General features: G+C 68.1%; 28 protein-coding genes. 9 read left to right on the top strand and 19 right to left on the bottom strand.

Translation table 11 applies throughout. From position 1 onward, the window contains the following. Positions 1 to 4: 4 nt before the first annotated feature. From MPE_RS19190 to MPE_RS19200, 3 genes are all read right to left on the bottom strand, one after another. Complete coding sequence (locus MPE_RS19190) at positions 5 to 766, bottom strand: TSUP family transporter (protein ID WP_011831375.1); 762 nt, start codon at positions 764 to 766, stop codon at positions 5 to 7. Positions 767 to 1,071: 305 nt separating this feature from the next. Further along, positions 1,072 to 2,718 carry a GMC family oxidoreductase gene (locus tag MPE_RS19195; RefSeq protein ID WP_011831376.1) on the bottom strand — a complete coding sequence of 549 codons (1,647 nt, stop codon included), beginning with the start codon at positions 2,716 to 2,718 and terminating at the stop codon, positions 1,072 to 1,074. Then, complete coding sequence (locus MPE_RS19200) at positions 2,715 to 3,353, bottom strand: MarC family protein (RefSeq protein WP_041929773.1); 639 nt, start codon at positions 3,351 to 3,353, stop codon at positions 2,715 to 2,717. Before MPE_RS19200 ends, MPE_RS19195 begins: the two co-directional genes overlap by 4 nt. 261 nt (positions 3,354 to 3,614) lie before the next feature. On the opposite strand from MPE_RS19200, the gene rbp reads away from it, so the two are divergent. Then, complete coding sequence (rbp, locus tag MPE_RS19205; protein WP_011831378.1) at positions 3,615 to 4,103, top strand: RNA-binding regulator; 489 nt, start codon at positions 3,615 to 3,617, stop codon at positions 4,101 to 4,103. Between the two features lie 92 nt (positions 4,104 to 4,195). Here rbp and MPE_RS19210 read toward each other — a convergent pair whose 3' ends face one another. The 4 genes from MPE_RS19210 to MPE_RS19225 are packed head-to-tail and all read right to left on the bottom strand — an operon-like array spanning position 4,196 to position 7,237. Continuing rightward, positions 4,196 to 4,978: an SDR family oxidoreductase gene (locus MPE_RS19210; RefSeq protein ID WP_011831379.1), complete on the bottom strand. Its 783-nt coding sequence runs from the start codon at positions 4,976 to 4,978 to the stop codon at positions 4,196 to 4,198. Continuing rightward, positions 4,975 to 5,676: an LPS export ABC transporter periplasmic protein LptC gene (gene lptC / locus MPE_RS19215; protein WP_011831380.1), complete on the bottom strand. Its 702-nt coding sequence runs from the start codon at positions 5,674 to 5,676 to the stop codon at positions 4,975 to 4,977. Before lptC ends, MPE_RS19210 begins: the two co-directional genes overlap by 4 nt. Then, positions 5,673 to 6,278, bottom strand: a complete 606-nt coding sequence (locus MPE_RS19220) for a KdsC family phosphatase (RefSeq protein WP_011831381.1) — start codon at positions 6,276 to 6,278, stop codon at positions 5,673 to 5,675. Before MPE_RS19220 ends, lptC begins: the two co-directional genes overlap by 4 nt. Further along, entirely contained in the window at positions 6,278 to 7,237 is a 960-nt protein-coding gene (locus tag MPE_RS19225) for a KpsF/GutQ family sugar-phosphate isomerase (protein ID WP_049820848.1), read from the bottom strand. Before MPE_RS19225 ends, MPE_RS19220 begins: the two co-directional genes overlap by 1 nt. Before the next feature lie 175 nt (positions 7,238 to 7,412). Here MPE_RS19225 and MPE_RS19230 point away from each other — a divergent pair, with 175 nt between their 5' ends. The 3 genes from MPE_RS19230 (at position 7,413) to MPE_RS19240 (ending at position 10,648) form a co-directional block, all read left to right on the top strand. Further along, the gene (locus MPE_RS19230) at positions 7,413 to 9,410 is read left to right on the top strand and encodes a monovalent cation:proton antiporter family protein (RefSeq protein WP_036249769.1); all 1,998 of its coding nucleotides are present in this window, start codon (positions 7,413 to 7,415) and stop codon (positions 9,408 to 9,410) included. A gap of 14 nt (positions 9,411 to 9,424) precedes the next feature. Next, on the top strand, positions 9,425 to 10,027 hold the full coding sequence (locus tag MPE_RS19235) for a histidine phosphatase family protein (RefSeq protein WP_011831384.1): 603 nt from the start codon (positions 9,425 to 9,427) through the stop codon (positions 10,025 to 10,027). An 81-nt stretch (positions 10,028 to 10,108) separates the two neighbouring features. After that, positions 10,109 to 10,648: an adenine phosphoribosyltransferase gene (locus tag MPE_RS19240; protein ID WP_036231995.1), complete on the top strand. Its 540-nt coding sequence runs from the start codon at positions 10,109 to 10,111 to the stop codon at positions 10,646 to 10,648. Positions 10,649 to 10,674: 26 nt separating this feature from the next. Here MPE_RS19240 and MPE_RS19245 read toward each other — a convergent pair whose 3' ends face one another. Continuing rightward, positions 10,675 to 11,136, bottom strand: coding sequence for a cyclic nucleotide-binding domain-containing protein (locus tag MPE_RS19245; RefSeq protein ID WP_036231993.1), 462 nt, complete (start codon positions 11,134 to 11,136; stop codon positions 10,675 to 10,677). Between the two features lie 541 nt (positions 11,137 to 11,677). On the opposite strand from MPE_RS19245, the gene MPE_RS19250 reads away from it, so the two are divergent. Together MPE_RS19250 and MPE_RS19255 are read left to right on the top strand one after the other, a co-directional pair. Further along, the gene (locus tag MPE_RS19250; RefSeq protein ID WP_011831387.1) at positions 11,678 to 12,007 is read left to right on the top strand and encodes a hypothetical protein; all 330 of its coding nucleotides are present in this window, start codon (positions 11,678 to 11,680) and stop codon (positions 12,005 to 12,007) included. 49 nt (positions 12,008 to 12,056) lie between these two features. Beyond that, positions 12,057 to 12,551 carry a hypothetical protein gene (locus tag MPE_RS19255; protein ID WP_011831388.1) on the top strand — a complete coding sequence of 165 codons (495 nt, stop codon included), beginning with the start codon at positions 12,057 to 12,059 and terminating at the stop codon, positions 12,549 to 12,551. Between the two features lie 29 nt (positions 12,552 to 12,580). Here MPE_RS19255 and MPE_RS19260 read toward each other — a convergent pair whose 3' ends face one another. The 5 genes from MPE_RS19260 to MPE_RS24070 all read right to left on the bottom strand — a co-directional run bounded on the left by MPE_RS19260 (position 12,581) and on the right by MPE_RS24070 (position 16,308). After that, positions 12,581 to 13,735, bottom strand: a complete 1,155-nt coding sequence (locus MPE_RS19260; RefSeq protein WP_011831389.1) for a tyrosine-type recombinase/integrase — start codon at positions 13,733 to 13,735, stop codon at positions 12,581 to 12,583. Beyond that, positions 13,716 to 14,219, bottom strand: a complete 504-nt coding sequence (locus tag MPE_RS19265) for a helix-turn-helix domain-containing protein (RefSeq protein ID WP_011831390.1) — start codon at positions 14,217 to 14,219, stop codon at positions 13,716 to 13,718. The genes MPE_RS19260 and MPE_RS19265 overlap by 20 nt, the downstream gene beginning before the upstream one ends. A 3-nt stretch (positions 14,220 to 14,222) precedes the next feature. Further along, positions 14,223 to 14,510 (bottom strand): helix-turn-helix transcriptional regulator, encoded by a 288-nt coding sequence (locus MPE_RS19270; RefSeq protein WP_011831391.1) that lies wholly within the window; start codon positions 14,508 to 14,510, stop codon positions 14,223 to 14,225. Between the two features lie 145 nt (positions 14,511 to 14,655). Further along, positions 14,656 to 15,669 (bottom strand): IS5 family transposase, encoded by a 1,014-nt coding sequence (locus MPE_RS19275; protein ID WP_011830032.1) that lies wholly within the window; start codon positions 15,667 to 15,669, stop codon positions 14,656 to 14,658. Positions 15,670 to 15,888: 219 nt separating this feature from the next. Beyond that, a complete protein-coding gene (locus MPE_RS24070; RefSeq protein ID WP_148210985.1) occupies positions 15,889 to 16,308 on the bottom strand; it encodes a hypothetical protein in 420 nt (139 codons plus the stop codon). Between the two features lie 18 nt (positions 16,309 to 16,326). Between MPE_RS24070 and MPE_RS23410 the strand changes: the two genes are divergently transcribed. The 3 genes from MPE_RS23410 to MPE_RS19290 are packed head-to-tail and all read left to right on the top strand — an operon-like array spanning position 16,327 to position 17,627. Next, a complete protein-coding gene (locus tag MPE_RS23410; protein WP_202796703.1) occupies positions 16,327 to 16,755 on the top strand; it encodes a hypothetical protein in 429 nt (142 codons plus the stop codon). A 13-nt stretch (positions 16,756 to 16,768) separates the two neighbouring features. Beyond that, positions 16,769 to 17,326, top strand: coding sequence for a DNA methyltransferase (locus MPE_RS23415; RefSeq protein WP_237706348.1), 558 nt, complete (start codon positions 16,769 to 16,771; stop codon positions 17,324 to 17,326). A 22-nt stretch (positions 17,327 to 17,348) separates the two neighbouring features. Then, complete coding sequence (locus MPE_RS19290; RefSeq protein ID WP_041929774.1) at positions 17,349 to 17,627, top strand: hypothetical protein; 279 nt, start codon at positions 17,349 to 17,351, stop codon at positions 17,625 to 17,627. Positions 17,628 to 17,816: 189 nt separating this feature from the next. Here MPE_RS19290 and MPE_RS19295 read toward each other — a convergent pair whose 3' ends face one another. The 6 genes from MPE_RS19295 to rpmH all read right to left on the bottom strand — a co-directional run bounded on the left by MPE_RS19295 (position 17,817) and on the right by rpmH (position 23,327). Then, positions 17,817 to 19,028 (bottom strand): tyrosine-type recombinase/integrase, encoded by a 1,212-nt coding sequence (locus tag MPE_RS19295; protein WP_011831395.1) that lies wholly within the window; start codon positions 19,026 to 19,028, stop codon positions 17,817 to 17,819. Between the two features lie 185 nt (positions 19,029 to 19,213). Beyond that, entirely contained in the window at positions 19,214 to 20,629 is a 1,416-nt protein-coding gene (gene mnmE / locus MPE_RS19300; protein ID WP_193373375.1) for a tRNA uridine-5-carboxymethylaminomethyl(34) synthesis GTPase MnmE, read from the bottom strand. 87 nt (positions 20,630 to 20,716) lie between these two features. After that, positions 20,717 to 22,378, bottom strand: a complete 1,662-nt coding sequence (yidC, locus tag MPE_RS19305; RefSeq protein WP_011831397.1) for a membrane protein insertase YidC — start codon at positions 22,376 to 22,378, stop codon at positions 20,717 to 20,719. Beyond that, positions 22,375 to 22,737: a membrane protein insertion efficiency factor YidD gene (yidD, locus tag MPE_RS19310; protein WP_011831398.1), complete on the bottom strand. Its 363-nt coding sequence runs from the start codon at positions 22,735 to 22,737 to the stop codon at positions 22,375 to 22,377. The genes yidC and yidD overlap by 4 nt, the downstream gene beginning before the upstream one ends. Next, positions 22,734 to 23,168, bottom strand: coding sequence for a ribonuclease P protein component (locus MPE_RS19315; protein WP_083768003.1), 435 nt, complete (start codon positions 23,166 to 23,168; stop codon positions 22,734 to 22,736). The genes yidD and MPE_RS19315 overlap by 4 nt, the downstream gene beginning before the upstream one ends. Before the next feature lie 24 nt (positions 23,169 to 23,192). Next, positions 23,193 to 23,327 (bottom strand): 50S ribosomal protein L34, encoded by a 135-nt coding sequence (gene rpmH, locus MPE_RS19320; protein WP_011831400.1) that lies wholly within the window; start codon positions 23,325 to 23,327, stop codon positions 23,193 to 23,195. Between the last annotated feature and the right edge of the window lie 138 nt (positions 23,328 to 23,465).

Below are 23,465 nucleotides of genomic sequence, written 5' to 3' on the forward strand. Positions count from 1 at the left end.
TGCCTCAGCGGAGGAAGGCGTCGTAGCCCGTCTTCGCGATGAGCAGCGAGACGACGACGATGAAGACGCCGCGCACGAAGCCTGCACCATGCCGCAACGCGAGCCGCGTGCCCAGCAGGCTGCCCGCCACGTTCGCCACCGCCATCACCAGCGCGACGTGCCACCACACATGGCCGCTCCAGGCAAACGCGGCCAGCGCCGACAGATTGGTCGCCGTGTTCAGCAGCTTGGCGCTCGCGCTGGCATGCAGGAAGTCGTAGCCCAGCAGGCGCACGAACAGGAACACGAAGAAGCTGCCCGTGCCCGGACCGAAGAAGCCGTCGTAGAAGCCCACCACGGCGCCGATACCGCAGGCCCAGGCCGTCTCGCGGACACCGCTGTGCTGCGGCTCGTGGGTGCGTCCCAGATCCTTGCGGACCAGCGTGTACAGCAACACCCCCAGCAGGATGAAAGGCAGGGCGCGCCGCAGCCCGTCGGCCGACACCTGCATCACCGCCCAGGCCCCCGCAAAGCTACCGACCAGCGCCGCGCCGGCCGCCGGGAGCAGCGCTTGCCAGGGCAGCGTGACGCGCCTCGCGTACTGCGCCGTGGCCCAGGCGGTCCCCCACACGGCCGCGCCCTTGTTGGTGCCGAACAGCGTCGCCGGGGCGGCGCCCGGAAACACGCTGAAGAGCGCCGGCACCAAGATCAATCCGCCTCCGCCGACGATGGCATCGACGAATCCGGCGAACAGCGAGGCAAGTGTGACGGTGGCGAGATCGAGCATGCGGCGGGGTGGCAACGGCGTTGCGCATGATGCCTGGACCCACGCGTGGCCCGACGAAGAAGAGCGCCACAAATAAAAAGAGCGCCGGGGGTACCGGCGCTCTTGGCGCGTGGCGGGTGGGCCCGCGCTGTCGTCTCCTGGATGCTGGCGGTCGTCCACTCCGCCGCAGTCTTCGCTTGTCTCCTCGATCCCCCGCCTGACGGGACTGGCCCGCCGCGAGTGAGCGCACTATAGGGAGCCCCTCAGGGCACCGCATCGGGGTTTTCCGCAACATGTTGGTGCGGCCGCCACGACGCGACGCGCCTTCAACGCCGGTGGCCGTGATCGGCCCGAATCCACTGGGCCGCCTTCTCCGCAATCATCAGCGTGGGGCTGTTGGTGTTGCCGCTGGTGATCGTGGGCATCACGCTGGCGTCGACCACCCGCAGGCCGGCCACGCCGCGTACCCGCAGCTGCGCATCGACGACAGCCTGCGGGTCGTCGTCGCGCCCCATCCGGCAGGTGCCCACCGGGTGGAAGATCGTCGTGCCGATGTCGCCGGCCAGCCGCGCCAGCTCGGCGTCGGTCTGGAACTGCACGCCAGGCTTCACCTCCTCGGGCCGGTATTTGGCCAACGCCGGCTGCGCCGCGATGCGCCGCGTCACCCGCAGGCTGTCGGCCGCCACCTGGCGGTCGGCTTCGGTGGACAGGTAGCGCGGCGCGATGAGCGGCGCGTCCTCGAAGCGCGGGCTGCGGATGCGGATTGCGCCGCGGCTGGTCGGATTGAGGTTGCAGACGCTCGCCGTGAAGGCGTCGAAGCGATGCAATGGCTCACCGAACGCCTCCAGGCTCAGCGGTTGCACGTGGTACTCGAGGTTGGGCCACGTGTGGTCCGGCGACGAGCGGGTGAAGGCACCGAGCTGCGATGGCGCCATGCTCATCGGTCCGCTGCGCTTGAACGCGTATTCCAGGCCGATGCGGGCCCTGCCCCACCACGACGCCGACAGCGTGTTGAGCGTCGGCACGCCCTGCAGCTTGAAGACGGCGCGAATCTGGAGATGGTCCTGCAGGTTCTCGCCGACGCCGGGCAGGTCCTGCGCCACCGCGATGCCGTACTGCTGCAGCAGCCCCGCCGGTCCCAGGCCCGACAGCTGCAGCAGCTGCGGCGAACCCACCGCACCGGCGCTGAGCAGCACCTCGGCACTGGCCCGGACGGTCTCGGGGCCGTGGGGCGTCTGCACATCGCAGCCGGTGCAGCGCAGCGCGCCGTCGGCACCGCGCTCGATCAGCAGCCGGGTCACCTGCACGCCGGTCCACATCTCGAAGTTGGGCCGGCCATAGCAGGTCGGTCGGAGGAAGGCCTTGGCCGTGTTCCAGCGCCAGCCGGCGCGCTGATTGACCTCGAAGTAGCCCACACCCTCGTTGTTGCCGCGGTTGAAGTCGGCGCTCGCCGGGATGCCGGCCTGCTGCGCGGCCAACGCGAACGCCTCCAGCACGTCCCAGCGCAGGCGCTGCTTCTCGACCCGCCATTCGCCGCCGGCGCCATGCATCTCGTCGGCGCCACCGTGGTGGTCCTCGTGCTGCTTGAAGACCGGCAGGCAGGCGTCCCAGCGCCAGCCATCGTCGCCGGTCACCGCCGCCCAGTGGTCGTAGTCGCGCGACTGGCCGCGCATGTAGATCATGCCGTTGATGCTCGAGCAGCCGCCCAGCACCTTGCCGCGCGGGTAGCGCAGCGAGCGGCCGTTCAGCCCCGGATCGGGCTCGGTCTGGTAGAGCCAGTCGGTGCGCGGGTTGCCGATGCAGTGCAGGTAGCCGACCGGGATGTGGATCCAGTGGTAGTCGTCGCGGCCACCGGCCTCGAGCAGCAGCACGCGCTTGGCCGGATCGGCGCTCAGGCGGTTGGCCAGCAGGCAGCCGGCCGTGCCGCCGCCGATGATCACGTGATCGAAGGTGGGGGTGACGTCGTCGTTCATCGCGGAATCGCCGATGCGAGCACCGGGAACAGTTTGGCCAGCCCTTCGGCCATGATCTCCACCGCCATCGCCGCCAGGATCAGGCCCATCAGCCGCGTCATCACGTTGATGCCGGTCTTGCCCAGCACCCGCGCGATGCGGCCCGAGGCGATGAAGGCCAGGTAGACCGCTGCGCCGATCACCACCCCGTAGAGCACCAGCGTGCCCAGTTGCCACCAGTGGCGCGTGCGCTCGGCGTAGATGACCATCGTCGAGATGGTGGCCGGGCCGGTCAGCAGCGGGATCGTCAGCGGCACGACTGCGATGCTGGCCCCGGCGTCGGCCTTCTGGGCGCCCTCGCTCATGTCTTCCTTGCTGGTGTCGGCCGGCTGGGCGTTGAGCATCTGCAGCGAGCTGATCAGCAGCAGCGTGCCGCCGCCGACCTGGAAGGAGGCGATGCTGATGCCGAAGAACTCGATGATCTTCAGCCCTGCCACCGCGCTGATCGAGATCACGAGGAAGGCGCTGAAGGCGCTCACCCGAATGGTGCGCTGGCGCTGCTGCCGGTTGAAACCGCTGGTGAAGGTGATGAAGAAGGGAATGGCGCCGATCGGGTTGACGATGGCCAGGAGTGCGATCAGGGGTTTCAGATCCATCGCGGGATTCTCAGTCCCCGGCCATTCGCTTGTCGACCGAGGGCGCGTCCGGGCACCGCCCGAAGGGCCGCCAGGCCGCATGTTTGCTCGACTCCGATACAACACTCGGGTGCCCCACTACACCGAAAGTCACCTCTTCCCACATAATGGGCTTTCGTGTTTGGATGCGGCGCCTTCTCTGGATCGGTTCCGGCGGGTTGAGGCTCCACATATTGTTCGGTACCGCTGTACCGGTTTTCAGAGGAAGAAAGGCGCTCTCTCATGGGCAACAAGCTGTACGTGGGCAACCTTGCCTACAGTGTGCGCGACGACGATCTGCAACAGGCGTTCGGCGAATTCGGCGCCGTCACCTCGGCCAAGGTCATGATGGACCGGGACACCGGCCGCTCGAAGGGCTTCGGCTTCGTCGAGATGGGCTCCGATGCCGAGGCCCAGGCGGCCATCGAAGGCATGAACGGTCAGTCCCTGTCCGGTCGCGCGATCGTCGTCAATGAAGCCCGCCCTCGTGAAGAGCGGCCGGGTGGTTTCCGTGGTCCCTATGGCGGCGGCGGTGCCGGCGGCGGTGGTGGCTACGGCGGCGGCGGTGGTGGCCGCAGCGGCGGCGGTGGTGGTTATGGCGGTGGTGGTGGCGGCTACGGCGGCGGCGGCGGTGGTCGCAGCGGCGGTGGCGGCGGTTATGGCGGCGGCGGTGGTCGCAGCGGTGGTGGTGGCGGTTACGGCGGCGGCGGCGGTGGCCGCGGCGGCTACTGAGAGCCCCCATCGCACGAGCCGGTCGATGCCGGCTTCCGGGATTCCTCAAAGGCGGTGGCGCTTCGGCCCACCGCCTTTTGTCTTGGCGGGCCCTATTCGCCCTGGCGCTTCTTGCGGCCCCGTCCGACCAGCGCACGGTCCAGCACGGCGTTCGGGAGCAGCCGCATCAGCTTGGCGACGATCCCCATCTGCCAGGGGATCACGCGGTAGCTGACGCCGGCCCGGATCGCCGCCACGGCGCGCTCGGCAAAGGCCTCGGGCGTCATCAGGAAGGGCATGCCGTAGCGGTTGCCGGCAGTCAGCGGCGTCGCCACGTAGCCGGGCACCAACGTCACGACCCGGATCCCGAACACGCGGCACTCACCGCGCAGGCTCTCGCAATAGCTCACCACGCCCGCCTTGCTCGCGCAGTAGGCGCCGTGGCCGGGCAGGCCGCGGATGGCCGCGACGCTCGCCACTCCCACCAACGTGCCCGAGCGCCGCTCGCGCATCGGCTTCACGAAGGGCTGGAACGTGGCAGCCATGCCAAGGTTGTTGGTCTCGAAGGTGGCGCGGATCACTTCCAGGTCTTCGTACTCCGCGGTATCGACGCCGATGCTGATGCCGGCGTTGGCCACCACCACGTCGGGCAGGCCCTGGTCCTGAAGGCACGCGCGGCCGGCCGCGGTGATGCTCGCCACGTCGCGCACGTCGGCCGCGTAGACCGCCCAACGTTCAGCTGGCCAGCCACGGGCACGGCACCAGGCCTCGATCTCGTGGGCGCGGCGCGCTACCAGCGCCAGACGGTAGCCGGCCTGCGCGAAGCGGGCCGCCAGGGCCTGGCCGATGCCGCTCGACGCCCCGGTGATGAAGACCAGCGGCGCGGCGGCACTCACGGCGCCGCCTGCGGCGTGGCGAGCAGCTCGCCGCTCACGCGACCGCTCAGCTGGCCGATGCGGTCGAGGTGGCTGTAGTCGAGGCTGCCGGCGCGCATCTCACCGCGACCGGTGAACAGCGTCACCGGCAGGTGCGAGCGCACCCGCTCCGTCTCGGTGAACAGCTCGAGAAACTCGCCGCGGATCTCGAGCCGTGCCGACGGGCCTTCGCCCGGGCCCGGCTCGCGGATCACGCGCGCGCCGCCGGTCAGCCGCACCTGGGTCGCATCCCCGTTGCTCAGCGCCCGCTGCGCGCTGCCCAGCGTGACGCGACCCGTCTCGTCGACCGCCCGCAGGCGCACGCCTTCGACCTCGATCGTGTCGGTGTCCGGGTAGTGCTGCATCACGTCGCCTTCGAGCCGCGAGCGCAGCGCGCCGCTCGGCGTGTAGCTCACGACGGAAAAGCCGCGCATCGTGTAGTCCGGCTCGTGCCTCAGCGCCTGGGCCGCCTTGGTGTCGCCCGGCACCGGGGTGTTTTTCACCAGCCACCAGCTCAGCGCCGCCAGCGCGCCCATCAGCAGCACCGGCAGGTAGCGCAGCAGGTGATCGAGCGCGCGCGCGGTCCACGGGCCGCCGACCGCCTCGCGCGCGCCGCCCTGCGGGGCCAGCGGCAGGAGCTCGGCGAACGGCGGCTCGGGGCTGTCGCCGCGATCGGTCATGAGGATGGCCCCGCCACCGTGCCGCTGTCCAGCGTGGTGAGATGACCCTGCAGCAGGCCGGCGTAGCGCCCGCTCGCCACCAGCATCAGGTCGCAGAACTCGCGCGCCGCGCCGTGGCCGCCGGCCACCGTCGTCACGTGGTCGACCCGCGCGCGCACCTCGGCATGCGCGTTGGACGGCGCCGCGGCGAAGCCGGCCCGCACCAGCAGCGGCAGGTCGGGCCAGTCGTCGCCGATCGCCGCCACCTGGGGCCAGTCCAGGCCCAACGTCGCGAGCAACGCGGTCGCGGCAACCAGCTTGTCGTGGGCACCGTAGACCGCGTGTGCGATGCCCAGATCGGCCACGCGCCGCCGCACCGCCGGTGAATCGCGGCCGGTGATCACCAGCGGCGCGATGCCGCCCTGCGCCAGCAGCTTGAGGCCATGGCCGTCGAGCGAGTTGAAGGCCTTGACGGTCTCGCCGTGCTCACCGATGTACAGCCGCCCGTCGGTCAGCACGCCGTCGACGTCGAAGATCGCCGCGCGCAGTCCCTGCGCCTTCAGCAGCAGCGACGGCGCGAACTGCAGCGTCGCCCGGAATTCGCGCCGGCTCTGCTCATCCATCAGATGACCTTCGCGCGCAGCAGATCGTTGATGTTCAGCGCACCGACCAGCACGCCCTGGGCATCGACCACGAGCACACTGGTGATGCGGTGCGTCTCCATCAGGTCGGCGGCATCGACGGCCAGTGCGTCGTCGCGCACCGTGCGCGGCGCCGGATGCATCACCTCCGCGGCCGTCAGCGCGCGCAGGTCGCCGCCCTTCTCGATCAGGCGGCGCAGGTCGCCGTCGGTGAAGATGCCCTGCACGCGGCCGGCGTCATCGACGATCGCTGTGGCGCCCAGGCCCTTCGCGCTCATCTCGCGCATCAGGTCGGTGAACGCCGTTGCCGGCCCCACGCTCGGCACCGCGTCGCCGCCGCGCATCACGTCGCGCACGTGCGTCAGCAGCTTGCGCCCCAGCGAACCGCCAGGATGCGAGCGCGCGAAGTCTTCCTCCTTGAAGCCGCGGGCATCGAGCAGCGCGACGGCGAGGGCGTCACCCAGCGCCATCTGCGCGGTGGTGCTGGCCGTCGGTGCCAGGTTCAGCGGACAGGCCTCCTGTGCGACCGCGCTGTCGAGCACCAGCTCGGCATGGCGCGCGAGGTTGGAGTCGGCCCGGCCGGTGATCGCGATCAGCATGACGCCCAGCCGCTTGAGCACCGGCAGGATGGCCGCCAGCTCGTCGCTCTCGCCGGAGTTCGAGATCGCCAGCACGATGTCGGACGGGGTCACCATGCCCAGGTCGCCGTGACTCGCCTCGGCAGGGTGCACGAACATCGCCGGCGTGCCGGTCGAGGCCAGTGTCGCGGCGATCTTGCGGCCCACGTGGCCGCTCTTGCCCATGCCCATCACGACCACGCGGCCGCGGCATACCAGCATGGCCGCGACCGCCCGTGCGAACGCGTCGGCCATCGGCCCGACGATGCGCTGCTGCAGTGCGCCCAGCGCCTGCGCCTCGACCGCCAGCGCCTGCGCGCCCATCTCGACGCTGCGCTGCGGGGAATACGAGGAGGAAGAGGAAGAAGAAGCGGAGGGTGGCGTCACAGGGTGCGCCCCGGGCTCGCGCCGCAGGGCCTTCGGTAGCATCGGATGATTCTAGGCGCCGCCCCCCATGCGGGTCGCCGCCCGCGGCACCGATCCTGCAAGCCCCCAACGGATGGCCTCTTCCCTCGAACTCGCCCTGCTCTACCTCGTGGCCGCGGTGCTCAGCGTCGCGGCCTGCCGGTCGCTGAAGCTGCCGCCGATGCTCGGCTACCTGGCCGCCGGCGTGCTGATCGGTCCGAACGCGCTGGCGCTGGCACGCGACTCCGTCGGCGTGCAGTACCTCGCCGAGTTCGGTGTCGTGTTCCTGATGTTCGTCATCGGGCTAGAGTTCAATCTGCCCAAGCTGCGAAGCATGCGCACGCTGGTGTTCGGCCTCGGGCTGTCGCAGGTGTCGCTGACCATCGCCGCCACCGTGGCCGGCAACGCCCTGCTGGCCTGGGTCTTCTCGATGGCCGGCAAGTCCTGGGGGCTGGGTTGGCAGAGTGCGATCGCGCTGGGCGCGGCGCTGGCCATGAGCAGCACCGCCATCGTGGTCAAGATGATGGCCGAGCGCATCGAGCTCGAGACACCGCATGGCCGCCGCGTGATGGGCGTGCTGCTGTTCCAGGATCTGGCCGTGGTGCCGCTGCTGGTGCTGATCCCGGCGCTCGGCGAATCGGCCGGCGACATGACGCGCGCGCTGCTGTTCGCCGGGCTCAAGGCCGCCGTGTTGCTGACGCTGCTGCTGGTGGGCGGCCAGCGCGTGATGCGCTGGTGGCTTACGCTGGTGGCCCGCGGGCGCAGCGAGGAGCTGTTCATCCTGAACCTGCTGCTCGTCACGCTGGGCCTGGCCTGGCTGACCGAGCATGCCGGCCTGTCGCTGGCTCTCGGCGCCTTCATCGCCGGCATGCTGATCGCCGAGACCGAATACAAGCACCAGGTCGAGACCGACATCCGGCCCTTCCACGACGTGCTGCTCGGGCTGTTCTTCATCACCATCGGCATGAAGCTCGACTGGCGCGCCATCTGGGATCAGTGGATGGTGGTGGCGGCGATGACAGTGCTGCCGGTGCTGTTCAAGTTCGGCCTCGTCACACTCCTGGCGCGGGTCTTCGGCGCGCCGGCCGGTGTGGCGCTGCGCACCGGGCTCTATCTCGCGCAGGCCGGCGAATTCGGCTTCGTGCTGCTGGCGCTGGCCACGCAGAGCCAGTTGCTGCCCGAGCGCCTGCAAAGCCCGGTGCTGGCGTCGATGGTGCTGTCGATGCTCGCCACGCCCCTGCTCATCGTCTACAGCAACCGCATCGTGATGCGGCTCGCGGCCAGCGACTGGCTGTTGCAATCGGTGGCGCTGACCAGCATCGCCACCAAGTCGATCCATGCAGAGGCGCACGTGATCATCTGCGGCTACGGACGCAGCGGTCAGAACCTCGCGCAGCTGCTGAGCACCGAGCAGATCCCCTACGTCGCGCTCGACCTCGACCCCGACCGCGTGCGCCAGGCCGCGGCGGCCGGCCAGAACGTGGTGTTCGGCGACGCGGCGCGGTTGCAGAGCCTGATGGCGGCCGGCCTGGCGCGCGCAACGGCCGTGGTGATCAGCTACCACGACACCCCCTCGGCGCTGAAGATCCTGCGACTGGTGCGCGAACACGCCCCCACGGTGCCGGTCATCGTGCGAACCCTCGACGACAGCGACCTCGAGCCGCTGCAGGCTGCCGGCGCGACCGAGGTGGTCCCAGAGGCGATCGAGGGCTCGCTGATGATGGCCTCGCACGTGCTCGCGCTGGTTGGCGTGCCGATGCGGCGCGTGATCCGGCTCGTGCAGGACCAGCGCGACGCGCGCTACGGCCTGCTGCGCGGCTACTTCCACGGCGCCGACGACGACACCGTCGAGGAGCTGCAGCAGCGGCGCCTGCAGAGCGTCACGCTGTCCGAGAGCAGCGCCAGCCTCGGCCGAACGATCGTCGAACAGGCGCTCACCGAACTGCAGGTGCAGGTTGTCTCGCTGCGCCGCGCCCACGGCAACGTGGTGCATCCAGACGATGCCCTGGTGCTCGCCGCCGGCGACACGCTGGTGCTGTCGGGCCGACCCGAAACGCTGGCCCGCGCCGAGGCGCGGCTGCTGCGCGGCTGAGCGGCGGGTCCCCCATGCCGTTGTCTCGCCGCGCACTGCTGCTGAACGCCACGCTGGTGAGCACCGCGCCGGCAGCGCTGCTCTTCTCCCGGTCGGCCGCAGGTGTGGAGGCGCTCGACCTGCCCGATCTGGCTCAGGCGCTGCGCGCCGGCGCCGTGGTGGCCGCGTTCCGCCATGCCTACGCCCCCGGCACCTTCGATCCGCCGGGCTTCACGCTCGAGCAGTGTGCGACCCAGCGCAACCTCGACGACGCCGGGCGCGCCCAGGCCCGCCGCATCGGTGCGTGGTTTGCAGCACAGGGCCTGCAGCCGTCGGCCGTGAAATCGAGTCCGTGGTGCCGCTGCATCGAAACGGCCACGCTCGCGTTCGGCACGGTCGAACGCTGGGCCGCACTCGGCTCGGTGCGCACAGGAACCGACGCCGCTTCGTCGCAGGTTGCCGCGCTACGGCAGGCGCTCGCGAAGGTGCCCCCAGGCCGTTTCGAGGTGTGGGTCAGCCACCAGTTCACGCTGAGCGCGCTGCTCGGCAAGAGCACCGCGTCGGGCGAAGGTCTGGTGCTGCGCGCGGCGCCCGGCGGCGGGCCGCCAGTGCTGCTCGGGCGCTTGCCGCCGGCCTGACATCGCCGCTCGTCGGCAGGGCTGCCGATAATGAATGACCGGCATCCCCCAAGCGTTTCAACTCACCGCCACGCCACCCGCATGGACGACCGCAGCCTGATCCGCCAGACCATCCGCACCGTGCCCGACTGGCCGTCGCCGGGCGTGCAGTTCCGCGACATCACACCACTGCTGCAGAGCCCGAAGGTGTTCCGCGTGCTGATCGACCAGTTCGTGCACCGCTACTTCGACCTGCGGCCCGACGCGATCGCCGGGCTCGACGCGCGCGGTTTCATCATCGGCTCGGTCCTGGCCTACGAACTCAACATCGGCTTCGTGCCGATCCGCAAGAAGGGCAAGCTGCCCTACACCACCGTCGAGGAAAGCTACGAGCTGGAGTACGGCTCGGCCGCGGTGGAGATCCATACCGACGCCGTGAAGGCCGGCGACCGCGTGCTGCTGATCGACGACCTGATCGCCACCGGCGGCACCATGATGGCCGGCAAGCGGCTGCTCGAGCGCCTCGGCGCCACGGTGATCGAAGGCGCGGCGATCGTCGACCTGCCGGAACTCGGCGGCGCCGCCAAGCTGCGCGCCGCCGGCCTGCCGCTGTTCACGCTGGTGTCCTTCGAAGGGCACTGAGCGTCATCGGCGGGCCGCTTCGATGCTCAGGTGATCGGCGTCTGCCGCGCGATGTTGCCGCGCATGCGCAGCGCCATCACCGACCCTGCCGCGCGCAGCACCTCCAGAGCGATCACCGGCACGCGGGCGCACAGTTCCTCGAAACGCGGCAGGCGCAGCGCCCACACCACGCTGGCCGTCATCGCCTCGACCGAGGCGGTGCGCTCGCCGTCGGCGAACAGTCCGGGCTCGCCACACATCGCGCCGGGCCGCAGGATCGCGATCTTGTTGGTCGTGCCACCGGTCGCGTAGACCTGCAGCGACCCCTGGCCCAGGAAGTAGAGCGTGCGATCCTGCTCGCCCTGCTTGAGCAGCAGCTCGCCGGAGCGGATCTCGTGGCGCGTCAGGTACTGCGTGAAGGTACGCCATTGCTGCGGGTCCAGCCGCGGGCGGAACGCGTCTTCGGCGTTCAGCGACTGGATCACGTGGATCAGTTCGTCGGTGGTCATGGCGTTGTGGATTCGAAGCCTGAGCGTGAACCGATTATCGGCACGTCGGACGCGCAAGCCAAACGCGCGCTTCGGGGAGGATCGCCATGCGGAACGTGAAGTGCGTCACTTCGATGCAGAAAATAGCAATCTCTCGCTAGGCCGCATGAATGCTTGTTTCCGTCCACTCTCTACACGCACTTGGACCCAAACTTGGTCCCGGCGCCGCAAGATGACCGGAGACATGCCCCTGCCACCTAGTCCCAGGACAGCGGGCCTGCTGGTGCCCAGTCCACTACTCGCTGTTCAAACGAGCTGGGCGCGATGCGCAGCGCGCCGATCCTGGGAGGATGGATCACGCAAGGCAGCAGCGGCTCGGAGGCGACGGTTCCGACGAATTCCTGCGGCGGTACTGTCGGCTCGTTCCAGTCGAGATGCTCAGTAGCTGCAGCCATAGCCGAGTCTACGCCGCCCCCTTTCGCGGCAAGCGCCTGCCAGGCGCCCCACCATGGCGGAGGGCACCGTAAGCATCGAGCGCTAGCATGGCTCCAAGGAGGCTGACATGCTGCGCGACACCTCACCGACCGCAATTGCTCTGAATGGCCAAGCCGCCGATGACAAGCGTGTGGCGGTCATTTATCGATGTCGGCTGAAACCGGAGCAGCTCGCGGAAACCGACCACCCAGACATCAAGTTCTGCGATCAATGCCAGCAGAAGGTGTTCAAGATCACGGACTTCGACGGGTTCGAAAAAGCCGTCGCGTCGAAGGGTTGCATATGGGGGCCTGTCAACATCCGGTCGCCCGCCGATAAGGCGAAAGAGATGCGGTTCCTCGGTGGGCCGGGGCTCACGGACTACTTCGCAGATTCGGCCTTGACGTGGGACGACTGAGCTGGTCGGCCACCTCGCCCGATAGAGCAGTCAGGTCAAGGGGCCTGGGATGAACGACGAAGACCCGGACCCTTGGTACGCCGAGGCCGACGCGATGGAGCTTCGCGCGAACGACTTCGACGTTGCCGATAGTGCAGAACTGCCCGCCGAGCTGAGCCACCACGCGATCGCAGCGGAACTCGACGCCGACTTCGACCCGGAGTTCGACGCGTGGCTCGAGTGGCTTATGCAAGATCCCGAGGTGCTGCTGGTCCTGGAGCAATGCAGCACCGAGGGCATATTGCTCCCGTGGGACATGCGTGGTGCGCGGTTGCTTACCGCACCGGCAGATGCCATCGACCGGCTTCATTGGTTCTGGGACCATTGCCCCAAACACCTGTATGTGATCCTGTCGCACTACGTCTTCTGGCTGGTCAGGGCCGAGCGCGCTCGTAGGCGAGGCACGCCCGACTGGTCGCCACGATCAGCGCTGCCGCCCCCGGATGAGGAAGAGCGCGCATTCTTCCGGCCAGCGCGCCTTGTGACACGTCGGTACGGTCAATGACAGCGGTTCAATCGGCCCTGCCGGGTCGGTCAGTCGGTGCTTTGTGGCGGGTCGGGTGTCAATGGGTTGCTTGGCGCCGCCACGTTCAATCCACGGCGCTGCATAGCCCGGAGCAATGCCTCGGCCATGTCGTCGCACGAACCTCCAACGGCCGCTGAGGGCTGGTTACCCAACGACCGAATGATCTCCGCCTGTCGCTGGGTCGCCACCGTCCCGTAGCTGATGAAGGTCGTCAGCACACCCTCGTGCCCCAGGTTCTGGCTCCACGACTTGAAGTGCTCCGTCGACTGGCACACCTGCTGCCCGAGCAGCACCAGAGTGCTGCGCAGGCTGTGCGGGTTGTAGTACGGCAGCCCCGCCGCCTGGAACGCCTGCTTGAAGATCGCCCGGATCGGCGCCGCCGTCGCCCACGCCTTCCGCTCGATGCCGACCGCCTCGAACTGCAGCCGATCACCCAACTCGACCCGCGTCGCCGGGAACAGCGGGTCGTCGTTGCCCCACAACAGATCTCGGCGCAGGTGCTGCACCCAGTCGTCCACGATCCGCCGGATCTCGTCGCCCACCTGGAAGAAGAAGGTCGTGAAAGTCTTGCTGAACTTGGTCTTCACGTCGCGCGCGTCCTGAAAGACGCTGCCAGCTTCCAAGTTCACATGCTTGAGCTTCAGGCTGGCCAGCGCGCTGTCGCGGGCGCCGGTCAGCAGCGCGAAGGCCAACAGAGCGCGGTTGCGCTGCTCGATCTCGCTATTGGCCGGCATGGTTCCAATGACGTGCTTGACCTGCTCCAGCGTCGGTACCGGCCGCTCGCGACGCGCCCTGGCCACCCGGGAGTCCTTATCGGAGAAGCTGAAGTACTCGGCATCTGAGTACCGAAGCTTTGACCGATAACCCGGCTGCAGCGCCAGCCACTGGAAGAAGCGCTTCAGGTGCGCCAGCGTGGCGTACTGGGTGGCCTTGCTCAACTTCTCGCCGGTCGTCTTGCTGTCGCGGTCGGCCAGCCGCCGCTTGAATGCCACCGCTTGCTCGAAGTGAAAGGCCTTGAAGTCGCGGTACTGCGTGTCGGTCTCGAAGCGCGCGATGGCCTTGGCCACGGCATCCACCGAGTCCTCGCTCTGCCCCTTCGCCTCCTTCAGAAGCACGAAGTACTCGCGCTTGATGCGCTCGTTGTCAGCGTGGTGTTTTCGCATGGTCGGTTCCGTCCTGCACGAAGTCACTGTTCAGGGAGGGCAGAGCGCTCTCGTCTATGTGCTCCCGCGCCTGCGGGAGCATGACGCTCAAGACGCCCTGAACCAGCGGCAACTTGGCCTGGCTCACGCGGCGGTTTAAGCCCGCGCCGCAGCACCCGCACAGGCCCACCAAGTTGCCCTGCGTCGGGGTCAATGGGTGGTAACGCACCGCGCCACCGGCCGGTGCCCGTGGCGCGCGGCAGCGCAGGCAGTAGATCTCGTCTGGCCTACACGGCCGCTTGTTCGCCGTGCGCCGCGACTGCAGGTAGTCGGCCAGGTGACTTCCCAGCACCAGCACCGGGCGGCGCTGGTCGATGGTCGGCAGGCCGCGGCCGATCCAGGCCCGCACCGTGTTTCGGTGCACGCCGTACAGCTTGGCGATCTCCTCCACCGTGTAACTGCGGTGGATCTTGGCCAGCCGCGGGTTCGGCCGGGTAGCGGGCACGGCCTACTCCAGCGCGGGCGCCGCTGTCCCGGCATCGGCCAACACGCGGGCCGCCTCCAGTTTCAGCACCAGTGCGCGGATCTGCTCGTCGTTCTTGCCTGCGATACGCGCTGCGTTCAGCGCCAACACATCGCCCGAGGGCCAGCCCACAGCCCTTGCCCCCAGGCTGACGGGTTTGGTCCACAGCCCTTGCGAGATACGCAGGTAGATCGTGGAACGTGAGTAGCCGGATTCCGCCTCCACTTGCGTGCGCCGCAAGATGGCTCGTGAAGATTGCAGTTGATGCGCCATGTTCGCCCCTGTTAGGGAAGCGCTGATCAACCCGCTTCGTGACCGCGACTCGGCCGACAGCGGGCGTTGATGGCGACTCGTGAACTCAGAAGTGGCACCGATGAGCCCCTTCTGCGGCACTTCGAGGCCGCTCTCAGGCCCCCGTTCATGCAGCAGACGCACTGAGGCCTTGGGCCAGCAATCGGCGCCGGGCGATGTACAAGTTGGCCAGCGCAGCGTGCGCCTTCGCGCGAGCTTCGTTCTTGGAGATCCCGCGGTAGCTGACCTTGCGGTAGCCGAACAGGTTCTTGATGACGTGGAACGGGTGTTCGACGATGGCCCGCACCTGAGCCTTGCGCCGTTCGAACCACTCGTGCATCGCCTTGGCCGGCCCTTCGGGCATGGCCTTGAGTTGGCCGCGCTTCATGGCGATACGCCAATCCATGTCCTGGCGCAGCCTGCCCTCTTCCTGCGCCGTCGTGATCTCGTCTCGCCTCTGGATGCCGGTGTAGCCGCTGTCGCCGTGAACTTGGCTCTCCTGGCCATGCAGCAGTTCGTGCGCGTGCGCCACGTCAGCCTCGTTGGCCGCGGTGCAGACCACGCTGTGGATCAGACCCGACTCGGCATCCACGCCCGAGTGCATCTTCATCCCGAAGTGCCACTGGTTCCCCTTCTTGGTCTGGTGCATCTCGGGGTCGCGCTTGCCGTCCTCGTTCTTCGTCGAACTTGGCGCGGCAATGATGGTGGCGTCCACCACCGTGCCCTGGCGCATCAGCAGCCCACGCTCGGTGAGGTGCGCGTTGACCTCGGCCAGGATGGCCGACGTCAAGTCGTGCTGCTCGAGCAGGCGGCGGAACTTCAGCAGCGTTGTGGCGTCGGGTACGTTCTCCCGCCCAAGGTCGATGCCGATGAACTCGCGCATGGCCTGGCTGTCGTACAGCGCGTCTTCCAGTGCCTCGTCGGCCAGCGTGTACCACTGCTGCAGGAAGTACATGCGCAGCATCCGCGGCACGCCAATCGGCGGTCGGCCCACCTTGCCGCTCTTCGGGTAGTGCGGCTCGATCAGCGCCTCAAGCCGCGCCCACGGAACCACCACGTTCATCTCGGCCAGGAAGCGCTCCCGGCGCGTCTGGCGCTTCTTGCCGGCGTACTCGGCAGTGGCAAAACTCGTCTGCTTCATGGCAGCATCATCGCCGCTGAATTCGCCGCACGCCATCGTGGCCTGCACGGATAAATCAGTGCTTCCTTAGGCGCTCCCGGCCTATCCGGGAACATGGCTTCGCATCATTCGCATATCGGCGCCAATGAATAGGCGCAGTGGACTGCGCAGACTCAGTAACAGGAACCCGCCAACGGCCTCGAACCCCGCGCCGATGCTCGCGATCGTGGGTGTCGGGAACTACGTGCGCGGGCCTGGCGGCAACCCATCGGCGCGCAGGATTGTCGCGATCTTGTCGGCCATGCTCTTGGCAACTCCGCGCGCTTGCAGCCACTCCGCAACCTGCTGATTCGTCGGCGCCGTGGTCTTGTCCGACGGATCGAAGTTCGCCCACCAGTGCCGCGCCGCTGCCGCCAGGTGGCCCAGCAACGCAGTTTCGTGATGGCCCCAAGGCCAGACCTTGCCGACAGGCTGCTGAGGCTCAACCACGCTGTCTCGGCGAAAGCCTTCCAGCGCGTCTCTCTCGATCCGGAGATGGCCGCGACAACCCCGGTCAAACCGTTTGGGAACGCTGTGCAGGATGAGCGCGCTGCCGTCGTCTTCAATTGACTCGAGGCGTCGTGTCGACCCACGGGCAACCTGTTCCTGACCAACATCCACCGCGTCTACCTGGGTGAAGTGCCCGAGCCTTCGCTGGAAGACGACGACCTGCGGGACTACTTCCTCTCGCCCTTCGGCGATACCCCCGTGGGCAAGACCACGGATAGCAACACCGACCTGGGCGAGCTGATCCGCGAGATCGACGAGCTGGCCGTATTCAACGACGAAGCCCACCACATCCACGACCCCCGCATGGCGTGGTTCAAGTGCATTCAGGACATCGTGTCGGTTCTGATGCTCAAAGAGGGCTGGGACGTTCGCAACGTCAGCGTGATCGTCGGCTTACGGGCGTACACGGCGCAGAGCAACATTCTTCCCGAGCAGACCTTGGGTCGTGGCCTGCGTCGGATGTACTTCGGCAGCGACCAGCGGGAAGACGCAGGGCGACCTCTTCGACAGCCGTGGACGGCAGACAAAGGGGTGGTCCAACAAGCTGATCTGGGGTGACAACAAGCTCATCTTGTCGTCATTGAAGGCGGGGCCGCTACGCCAGCAGATCGAGCATGCGGGCGGCCTGAAGCTGATCTACATTGACCCGCCTTTCGACGTAGGCGCCGACTTTTCGATGGACGTCGAGATCGGGGGCGAGACCTTCCACAAGGAGGCAAACCTGCTGGAACAAATCGCCTATCGGGACACATGGGGAAGGGGTGCCGACAGCTTCATATCCATGCTCTACGAGCGTCTGGTGTTGATGAAGGACTTACTGTCCAATGATGGAAGCATCGGCTACCCGACACAAAAGCCCGAGGCTTTGTTGGAGCGAATCGTCAAGGCGTGCACGAACGAGGGCGATCTTGTCGCGGACTTCTTCGTGGGTTCCGGCACGACAGCCGCCGTTGCTGAAAAGCTCGGGCGAAAGTGGATCGCCACCGACCTTGGCAAGTTCGGCGTTCACACCACACGCAAGCGACTCATCGGTGTGCAGCGTGACCTCCTCATGGAGTTGGTGTCCGTCGAACGGCTGGTCGTGGAGATCAAGGGCCGGCTCAGCGATGCGGAGATCAAGGCCGCCTGACACATTTTTGCTGGGACTACACATGATCGAGTCAACCAAGTTCCTCTCTTCATTGGCGCACAACAACCCGCATCGACCACGCTTCAGCATCCGGCCCGGCCTCGACGCAATGCTCGAGATCGAACATCGCGGGCAGTCGATCCAACTGCCCTTGTCGGAGATCCTGAACTTCGCGTCGCGCTGGCAAGCAGACTACAGCGAGCGAGAGAAGCAAATTCAGCCCGCCGGTGGTCTCTGCCGGTTCCCGTACCCGCTGTACAACGTGCGCCTCAACGACCCCGATGTTCCCGACTACGACTAACCCGAATCGCTTCGCTGTCGGCGCCGCCGTACACTCCGCCCCGACACGCGCCTGAACTGAACCATCCAGGGGAATTGGACCCCGCCGATCGTAGCCAACGCGCGTGTCCGCCTGTGGTCGAGCGAAGGTGCCCTGAGACGCAGCAACACTCCTTCGCGCGGTCGCCCCCGCCTGCTCTGTCGTGCAGCGTCAGGCCACCTGCTTGAACCGACCCAGGACGACTTGACCGGTCGTCATCAACTGGTCGATGTAGTCCGCCCAAAACTGCAGCATCTCGCGCCGCTGCGGCTCGTACTCGGCGCGGTTGTAGACCCCGCGCACGCCACCGATGGTGTGGTTCAGCGCCTTCTCCACCACGTCCGAAGCCCAGCCGTTTTCATGCAGCAGCGTCGATGCCGTGCGCCGCAGATCATGAACCGTGAAGGCGGGAATCGGTTGCCCGGCCAGCGCCACCTTCAGCGCCGTGTTGATGGCGTTGTGGGCGAAGGGCTTGGTCAGGCTGCCGCGCCCCGGCAACACCAGCGCGCTGCCGCCGGCCAGCGCTTGCAGCTCCTTGAACAGCGCGATGGACTGCCGCGACAGGAACACGATGTGCGGCTTGCCGGTCTTGGAGTGTTCAGCCGGGATGTGCCATTCGGCTTGCTCGAAGTCCACATGCTCCCAGCGGGCCAGCAGCAGCTCGGACTTGCGCACCATCGTCAGCAGGATCAGGTGCAGGCCGATCTTGAATTGCCGCCGGATGTTGGACTCGAAGGCCGCCTTCAGGAACACACGAACTTCGTCGGGCGACAGCGCCCGCTCGCGTGACTTTGTCTTGTGGACGTGGCGCATCGGCAGTGCCAACACCGGGTTGACGAAGATCAGGCCGGCGGTCATCGCGTAGTCAAACAGCCGCTTCAAGACGCCGCGGATACTGCCGGCCGCAGCGTCGAAGCCCTCGTCCTTCTTCTTCCAGATGATGGCCCGCACGTCCTCGGTTGTCACATCGCGTACCGGCTTGGCGCCGATCGCCGGCACGATGGCCTTGTCGAAGTAGCGGCGCGGGATGGTGATGTCCTGCCGGTCCTTGGCGACGATCTCCCGGAAGAACCGCTCGCCGAACTCGGACACGGTGGTCGCGTCGGCCGCCGCTCGCTTGGCCAGTTGCTTCTGTTTGGCCGGCGACTTGCTCATCGCCGCGGCTTGCGCCGCCTCGTCGCGCTTCAGCCGCGCGTTCTTCAGGGTCAGCGCAGGGTACTTGCCCAGCGTCAGCTTCTCCCGCCGGCCGTCCACACGGTAGCGGTAGCGCCAGACGATGCCACCCGTCGGGAACACCTCGACGAACAGCCCCCGCTCGTCGGCCACGGTATAGGCCTTGTCCTTCGGTTTCAGGGCCTTCAAGGCCGTGTCGGTGAGCGCCATGTGCACCTCGCTGGGTCCAAGTAGACGGACTGCCCGGGTCCAAGTAGCTACTTGGACCCAAACTTGGACCCAGCAGCGGTCGGCTGCGGGTGGGTCCAAGTGGACAGTGTAGGAGCATCTACCGCTTGTCTGACAGGCACTTAGGTGCGCTGTTTAGATTCCGGTGGACTGCTTTGGACTCGATCCTACTTCCCGATGCAGAACCTGCTGAAGATGTCTCCCAGCAACTCGTCCGGCGTGTAGCGGCCGGTGATCGCACCGAGCGCATCGTGCGCCAGCCGCAGCTCCTCGGCCAGCAGGTCGAGGGCGGCGTCGGCACGGTCCGCCAGCTGCCGCGCGCGCACCAGGTGCTCGGCCGTGGCCTGCAGCGCCTGCAGGTGCCGGGTGCGGGCGATGAACACGCCCTCGCTGCCGGCCTGCCAGCCGGCCAGCTGCAACAGCCGGCGGCGCAGCGTGTCCAGGCCCTCGCCGGTGCGCGCCGACAGCCGCAGCGCCTGCGGCGCCAACGCGGCAGCGCCAGCCGCGGCCGCGTCGGCCTTGTTGTGCACATCGAGCACGTGCACGCCGGCCGGCAGGCGTTGTTCGATGTCGCGTTCCGCAGCGTCGTAGCCCGGATCGCCGGCACGCGTGAGGTCGTGCAGGAAGATCACCGCATCGGCCTCGCCGATCGCGCCCCAGCTGCGCTGCATGCCGATGCGCTCGACCTCATCGCGCGCATCGTCCTCGGCACGCAGGCCCGCGGTGTCGACCACGTGCAAGGGCACGCCCTCGATCTGGATGGTCTCGGCGACCTTGTCGCGCGTGGTGCCGGCGATCGGCGTCACGATCGCCAGTTCGGCGCCGGCCAGCGCGTTCAGCAGCGAACTCTTGCCGACGTTGGGCTGCCCGGCCAGCACCACGCGCAGGCCCTCGCGCAGCAGCGCACCCTGCTTCGCCCGCGCCAGCACCGCGTCCAGTGCCTCGGCGATGCGGGCGAGCCGGCCGCGCGCGTCGGCCTTCTCCAGGAAGTCGATCTCCTCCTCGGGGAAATCGAGCGTGGCCTCGACCAGCATGCGCAGCTCGATCAGCCTGTCGCGCAGCGTGTCGACCTGCTGCGAGAACGCGCCGGCCAGCGCCCGGCCAGCCGAGCGGGCCGCGGCCTCGGTGCTGGCGTCGATCAGGTCGGCCACCGCCTCGGCCTGGGCCAGGTCGAGCTTGTCGTTCAAGAAGGCGCGCTCGGTGAACTCGCCGGGCTCGGCCACACGCAGGCCGCGCAGGCGCGGCAGGCCACTGCGCGCATCGGGCTGCGCGGCGGCCTCGAGGCAGCGCGCCAGCAGCAGCTGCAGCAGCACCGGGCCGCCGTGCGCCTGCAGCTCCAGCACCTCCTCGCCGGTGTAGCTGTGCGGCGCCGGAAAGTGCAGCGCCAGGCCCTGGTCGATGGCCTCGCCCTGCGCGTCGAGGAAGGGGCCGTAGTGGGCATGGCGCGGCTGCAGCGCGCGTCCGCACACGGCCTCGATCAGCGCGCCGAGTCCGCGCCCCGACACGCGCACGATGCCCACGGCGCCGCGCCCAGGTGCCGTCGCGATCGCGACGATGGGGTCGTGGTGGCGAGGCAGCAGCATGAGCGCGATTGTCGGCCCCGAATGCAAGACGCCCCGCGAGCGGGGCGTCGTGGCGAGGTGGCCCGGGCGGGCCGACGACGACTTGGATCAGTTCACGCCCAGCCGCCGGTTGATCACCCACTGCTGTGCGATCGACAGCAGGTTGTTGGTGATCCAGTACAGCACCAGGCCGGCCGGGAAGAAGAAGAACATCACCGAGAACACCAGCGGCATGATCCACATCATCTTGGCCTGCATCGGATCCGGCGGCGTCGGGTTCAGCCAGGTCTGCAGCAGCGTGGTGCCGGTCATCACGATCGGCAGGATGAACAGCGGGTCGCGCACCGACAGGTCGGTGATCCAGCCCAGCCAGGGTGCGTTGCGCATCTCCACGCTCGACAGCAGCACCCAGTACAGCGCAATGAACACCGGCATCTGCACCAGGATCGGAAGGCAGCCGCCGAGCGGGTTGACCTTCTCCTCCTTGTAGATGCGCATCATCTCCTGCTGCATCTGCTGCGGCTTGTCCTTCAGCCGCTCGCGCATCTCCATGATCTTCGGGTTGATGGCTTTCATCTTCGCCATCGACGCATAGGCCTTGGCGTTGAGCCAGTAGAACGCCGCCTTCAGCAGCACCACCAGCGCCACGATCGCCCAGCCCCAGTTGCCGATCAGCTTGTGCAGCTGGTCGAGCAGCCAGAACAGCGGCTTCGCGATGATCGTGAACCAGCCGTAGTCCTTCACCAGCTCCAGGCCGGGGGCCAGGGTCTCGAGCTTCTTTTCTTCCTGCGGGCCCACGAACAGCACGCTGTCGAACTGCTTGCTTGCGCCCGGGGCGATCTCTCCCAGCGGGAACAGCTGGCCCACCGCGTACAGGTTGACATCGATCTTGCGCGTGTAGAACTCACGCGGCGCCTTGTCGTTGTGCAGCCAGGCCGAGAAGAAATAGTGCTGCACCATCGCGACCCAGCCGTTGTCGGCGGTCTTGTCGTGCTCGGTGTTGCCCTTCTCGATCGACTTGAAGTCGACCTTGTGGAACTTGCTGGCGTCGGTGTAGACCACCGGGCCGGTGAAGGTGCTGTAGAAGCTCGACTCCCCCGGGGGCGCGTTGCCGTCGCGCACCAGCTGCACATAGAGCTGCGGCGAGAGCGCGGCGGTGCCGGTGTTCACCACGTCGTGGCGCACCTGCACCGCGTAGTTGCCGCGCTGCAGGGTCAGCGTCTTCCTCAGCTTCACGCCGCCCTGCTCGGGTGACTCGAACACCACCTCCAGCGCGTCCTTGCCCGCGGCCAGGCTGGTCTCGCCGGGCACCAGCGTGTAGGCCGTCAGGTGGTTGGGCAGATCGGGAGCGCCCACCAGGCCGGTCTGCGCAAGGTAGACGCGCTCCTTCGAGCGGTCGAACAACACCACGTTGCGAGTGCGGTCGTTCTGGTCCACCTGGGTCAGCAGCTCGGCATGCACCACGTCGCCGCCGCGCGAATCGAGCGTGAGCTTCAGAACGTCGGTGCTCACGGTCACGGTCGGCGCCGTGGCGGGCGGCGCCACCAGGGCCGGTGGTGCGCCGCTGCCGGCTGCCGGCGCCACCGCCGTGGCGGACGGCAGCACCGACGAGGCTGGCGGCGTGACGCCGGGCGCACTGGCGGCCGCGACCGGCCGCGGCGCCGGCGCGAACATCGAGGGCTGGCCGGTGTGCTTGTTCCACGCGTCCCACAACAGGACGAGCGACATCGTGAACACCACCCACAGCAGGGTGCGGCGCATATCGGTCATGACGAGATCTCGCAGGGAGCGCGGGGTGCCGGCGCGGCCACCTCGCTGGAAGAGGAAGTAGAGGGCGATTCAGCGACACGGCGGCCGGTGAGCCAGCCGGGCGGCCGATCGGGAACCGGGTCGTGGCCCCCGGCACAGCCGGGATGGCAGCGCAGCAGGCGTCGCGTGGTCAGGTAGCTGCCGCTCAGTGCGCCGTGGCGTTCCAGCGCCTCGATCGAATAGACGGAACAGCTCGGTGTGAAGCGGCAGCCGCTGCCGAGCCAGGCGCTGAAGAACAGGCGATAGCCCTGCACCACCCCGATCAGCAGCCGCTGCGGCAGGCCAGCCAGCCAGGCCGCCGCCCCCGGCGCCGCGCTCATCGCCGTGCCCCGGATGCGGCCGCGAGGAACAGCGTGGCCAACTCGCCGTGCACCGCGGTGCGGAGCGCGTGCGAGGCAGCGCTGGGGAACTGAGCCACCGGAAATGGGCTGCGCAGGCGCAAAACCCAGTCGCCCGCGCGCAAGCCGCCCGCCCCGCGCTGGAAGGCGTTGCGCCCTTGACGTTTGATCAGGCTGCGCGTCACGGCGCGGCGCGCATGGCGCTTGGGGATCACCAGGCCGAAACGCAGCGGTTCATCCACAAGTCCGTCGGACGCACCGGTCGCCGGTGTTGACAACTCCCCGGCGGCACCCTCTTTCGCGGTGGACAGGTGGTGCAGCACGAAGTGTTCGGTCCGGGCACAGGGCCGCTGGGCGAGCACCCGCTCGAAATCGGCAGCGCGCAACCCCGCGGGGGCGGTGGTGCGGCTCACGCGTCGCGAGCGGAAGCGGCTGGATCAGAGGCCCAGGCGCTTGCGGCCCTTGGCGCGGCGGGCATTCAGCACCCGGCGGCCGCCGCGCGTCTTCATGCGCACGAGGAAACCATGGGTGCGGGCGCGACGGGTCTTCGAAGGTTGGTAGGTGCGTTTCATGTGAGCCTCTGGCCCCTGGACGGGCAATGCGGGGGCATGGGGAACGTCGGCGTGCCGGGGAGCCGGTCTCGCTAAAGGCCCGGGTCCCGGCAATGCTGCAGTGAGCCTGCAGCGGCTCGAGCGCATTGCCCGACCCAG

It is taken from the genome of Methylibium petroleiphilum PM1 (genome assembly GCF_000015725.1).
GTDB classification, from domain to species: Bacteria; Pseudomonadota; Gammaproteobacteria; order Burkholderiales; family Burkholderiaceae_C; genus Methylibium; species Methylibium petroleiphilum.

Coding starts and splice junctions, on each gene's coding strand:
- MPE_RS19190 (WP_011831375.1), bottom strand. CDS start 766: ATGCTCGATCTCGCCACCGTCACACTTGCCTCGCTGTTCGCCGGATTC.
- MPE_RS19195 (WP_011831376.1), bottom strand. CDS start 2,718: ATGAACGACGACGTCACCCCCACCTTCGATCACGTGATCATCGGCGGC.
- MPE_RS19200 (WP_041929773.1), bottom strand. CDS start 3,353: ATGGATCTGAAACCCCTGATCGCACTCCTGGCCATCGTCAACCCGATC.
- rbp (WP_011831378.1), top strand. CDS start 3,615: ATGGGCAACAAGCTGTACGTGGGCAACCTTGCCTACAGTGTGCGCGAC.
- lptC (WP_011831380.1), bottom strand. CDS start 5,676: ATGACCGATCGCGGCGACAGCCCCGAGCCGCCGTTCGCCGAGCTCCTG.
- MPE_RS19220 (WP_011831381.1), bottom strand. CDS start 6,278: ATGGATGAGCAGAGCCGGCGCGAATTCCGGGCGACGCTGCAGTTCGCG.
- MPE_RS19225 (WP_049820848.1), bottom strand. CDS start 7,237: ATGGGCGCGCAGGCGCTGGCGGTCGAGGCGCAGGCGCTGGGCGCACTG.
- MPE_RS19230 (WP_036249769.1), top strand. CDS start 7,413: ATGGCCTCTTCCCTCGAACTCGCCCTGCTCTACCTCGTGGCCGCGGTG.
- MPE_RS19235 (WP_011831384.1), top strand. CDS start 9,425: ATGCCGTTGTCTCGCCGCGCACTGCTGCTGAACGCCACGCTGGTGAGC.
- MPE_RS19240 (WP_036231995.1), top strand. CDS start 10,109: ATGGACGACCGCAGCCTGATCCGCCAGACCATCCGCACCGTGCCCGAC.
- MPE_RS19245 (WP_036231993.1), bottom strand. CDS start 11,136: ATGACCACCGACGAACTGATCCACGTGATCCAGTCGCTGAACGCCGAA.
- MPE_RS19250 (WP_011831387.1), top strand. CDS start 11,678: ATGCTGCGCGACACCTCACCGACCGCAATTGCTCTGAATGGCCAAGCC.
- MPE_RS19255 (WP_011831388.1), top strand. CDS start 12,057: ATGAACGACGAAGACCCGGACCCTTGGTACGCCGAGGCCGACGCGATG.
- MPE_RS19260 (WP_011831389.1), bottom strand. CDS start 13,735: ATGCGAAAACACCACGCTGACAACGAGCGCATCAAGCGCGAGTACTTC.
- MPE_RS19270 (WP_011831391.1), bottom strand. CDS start 14,510: ATGGCGCATCAACTGCAATCTTCACGAGCCATCTTGCGGCGCACGCAA.
- MPE_RS19275 (WP_011830032.1), bottom strand. CDS start 15,669: ATGAAGCAGACGAGTTTTGCCACTGCCGAGTACGCCGGCAAGAAGCGC.
- MPE_RS19290 (WP_041929774.1), top strand. CDS start 17,349: ATGATCGAGTCAACCAAGTTCCTCTCTTCATTGGCGCACAACAACCCG.
- MPE_RS19295 (WP_011831395.1), bottom strand. CDS start 19,028: ATGGCGCTCACCGACACGGCCTTGAAGGCCCTGAAACCGAAGGACAAG.
- mnmE (WP_193373375.1), bottom strand. CDS start 20,629: ATGCTGCTGCCTCGCCACCACGACCCCATCGTCGCGATCGCGACGGCA.
- yidC (WP_011831397.1), bottom strand. CDS start 22,378: ATGACCGATATGCGCCGCACCCTGCTGTGGGTGGTGTTCACGATGTCG.
- yidD (WP_011831398.1), bottom strand. CDS start 22,737: ATGAGCGCGGCGCCGGGGGCGGCGGCCTGGCTGGCTGGCCTGCCGCAG.
- rpmH (WP_011831400.1), bottom strand. CDS start 23,327: ATGAAACGCACCTACCAACCTTCGAAGACCCGTCGCGCCCGCACCCAT.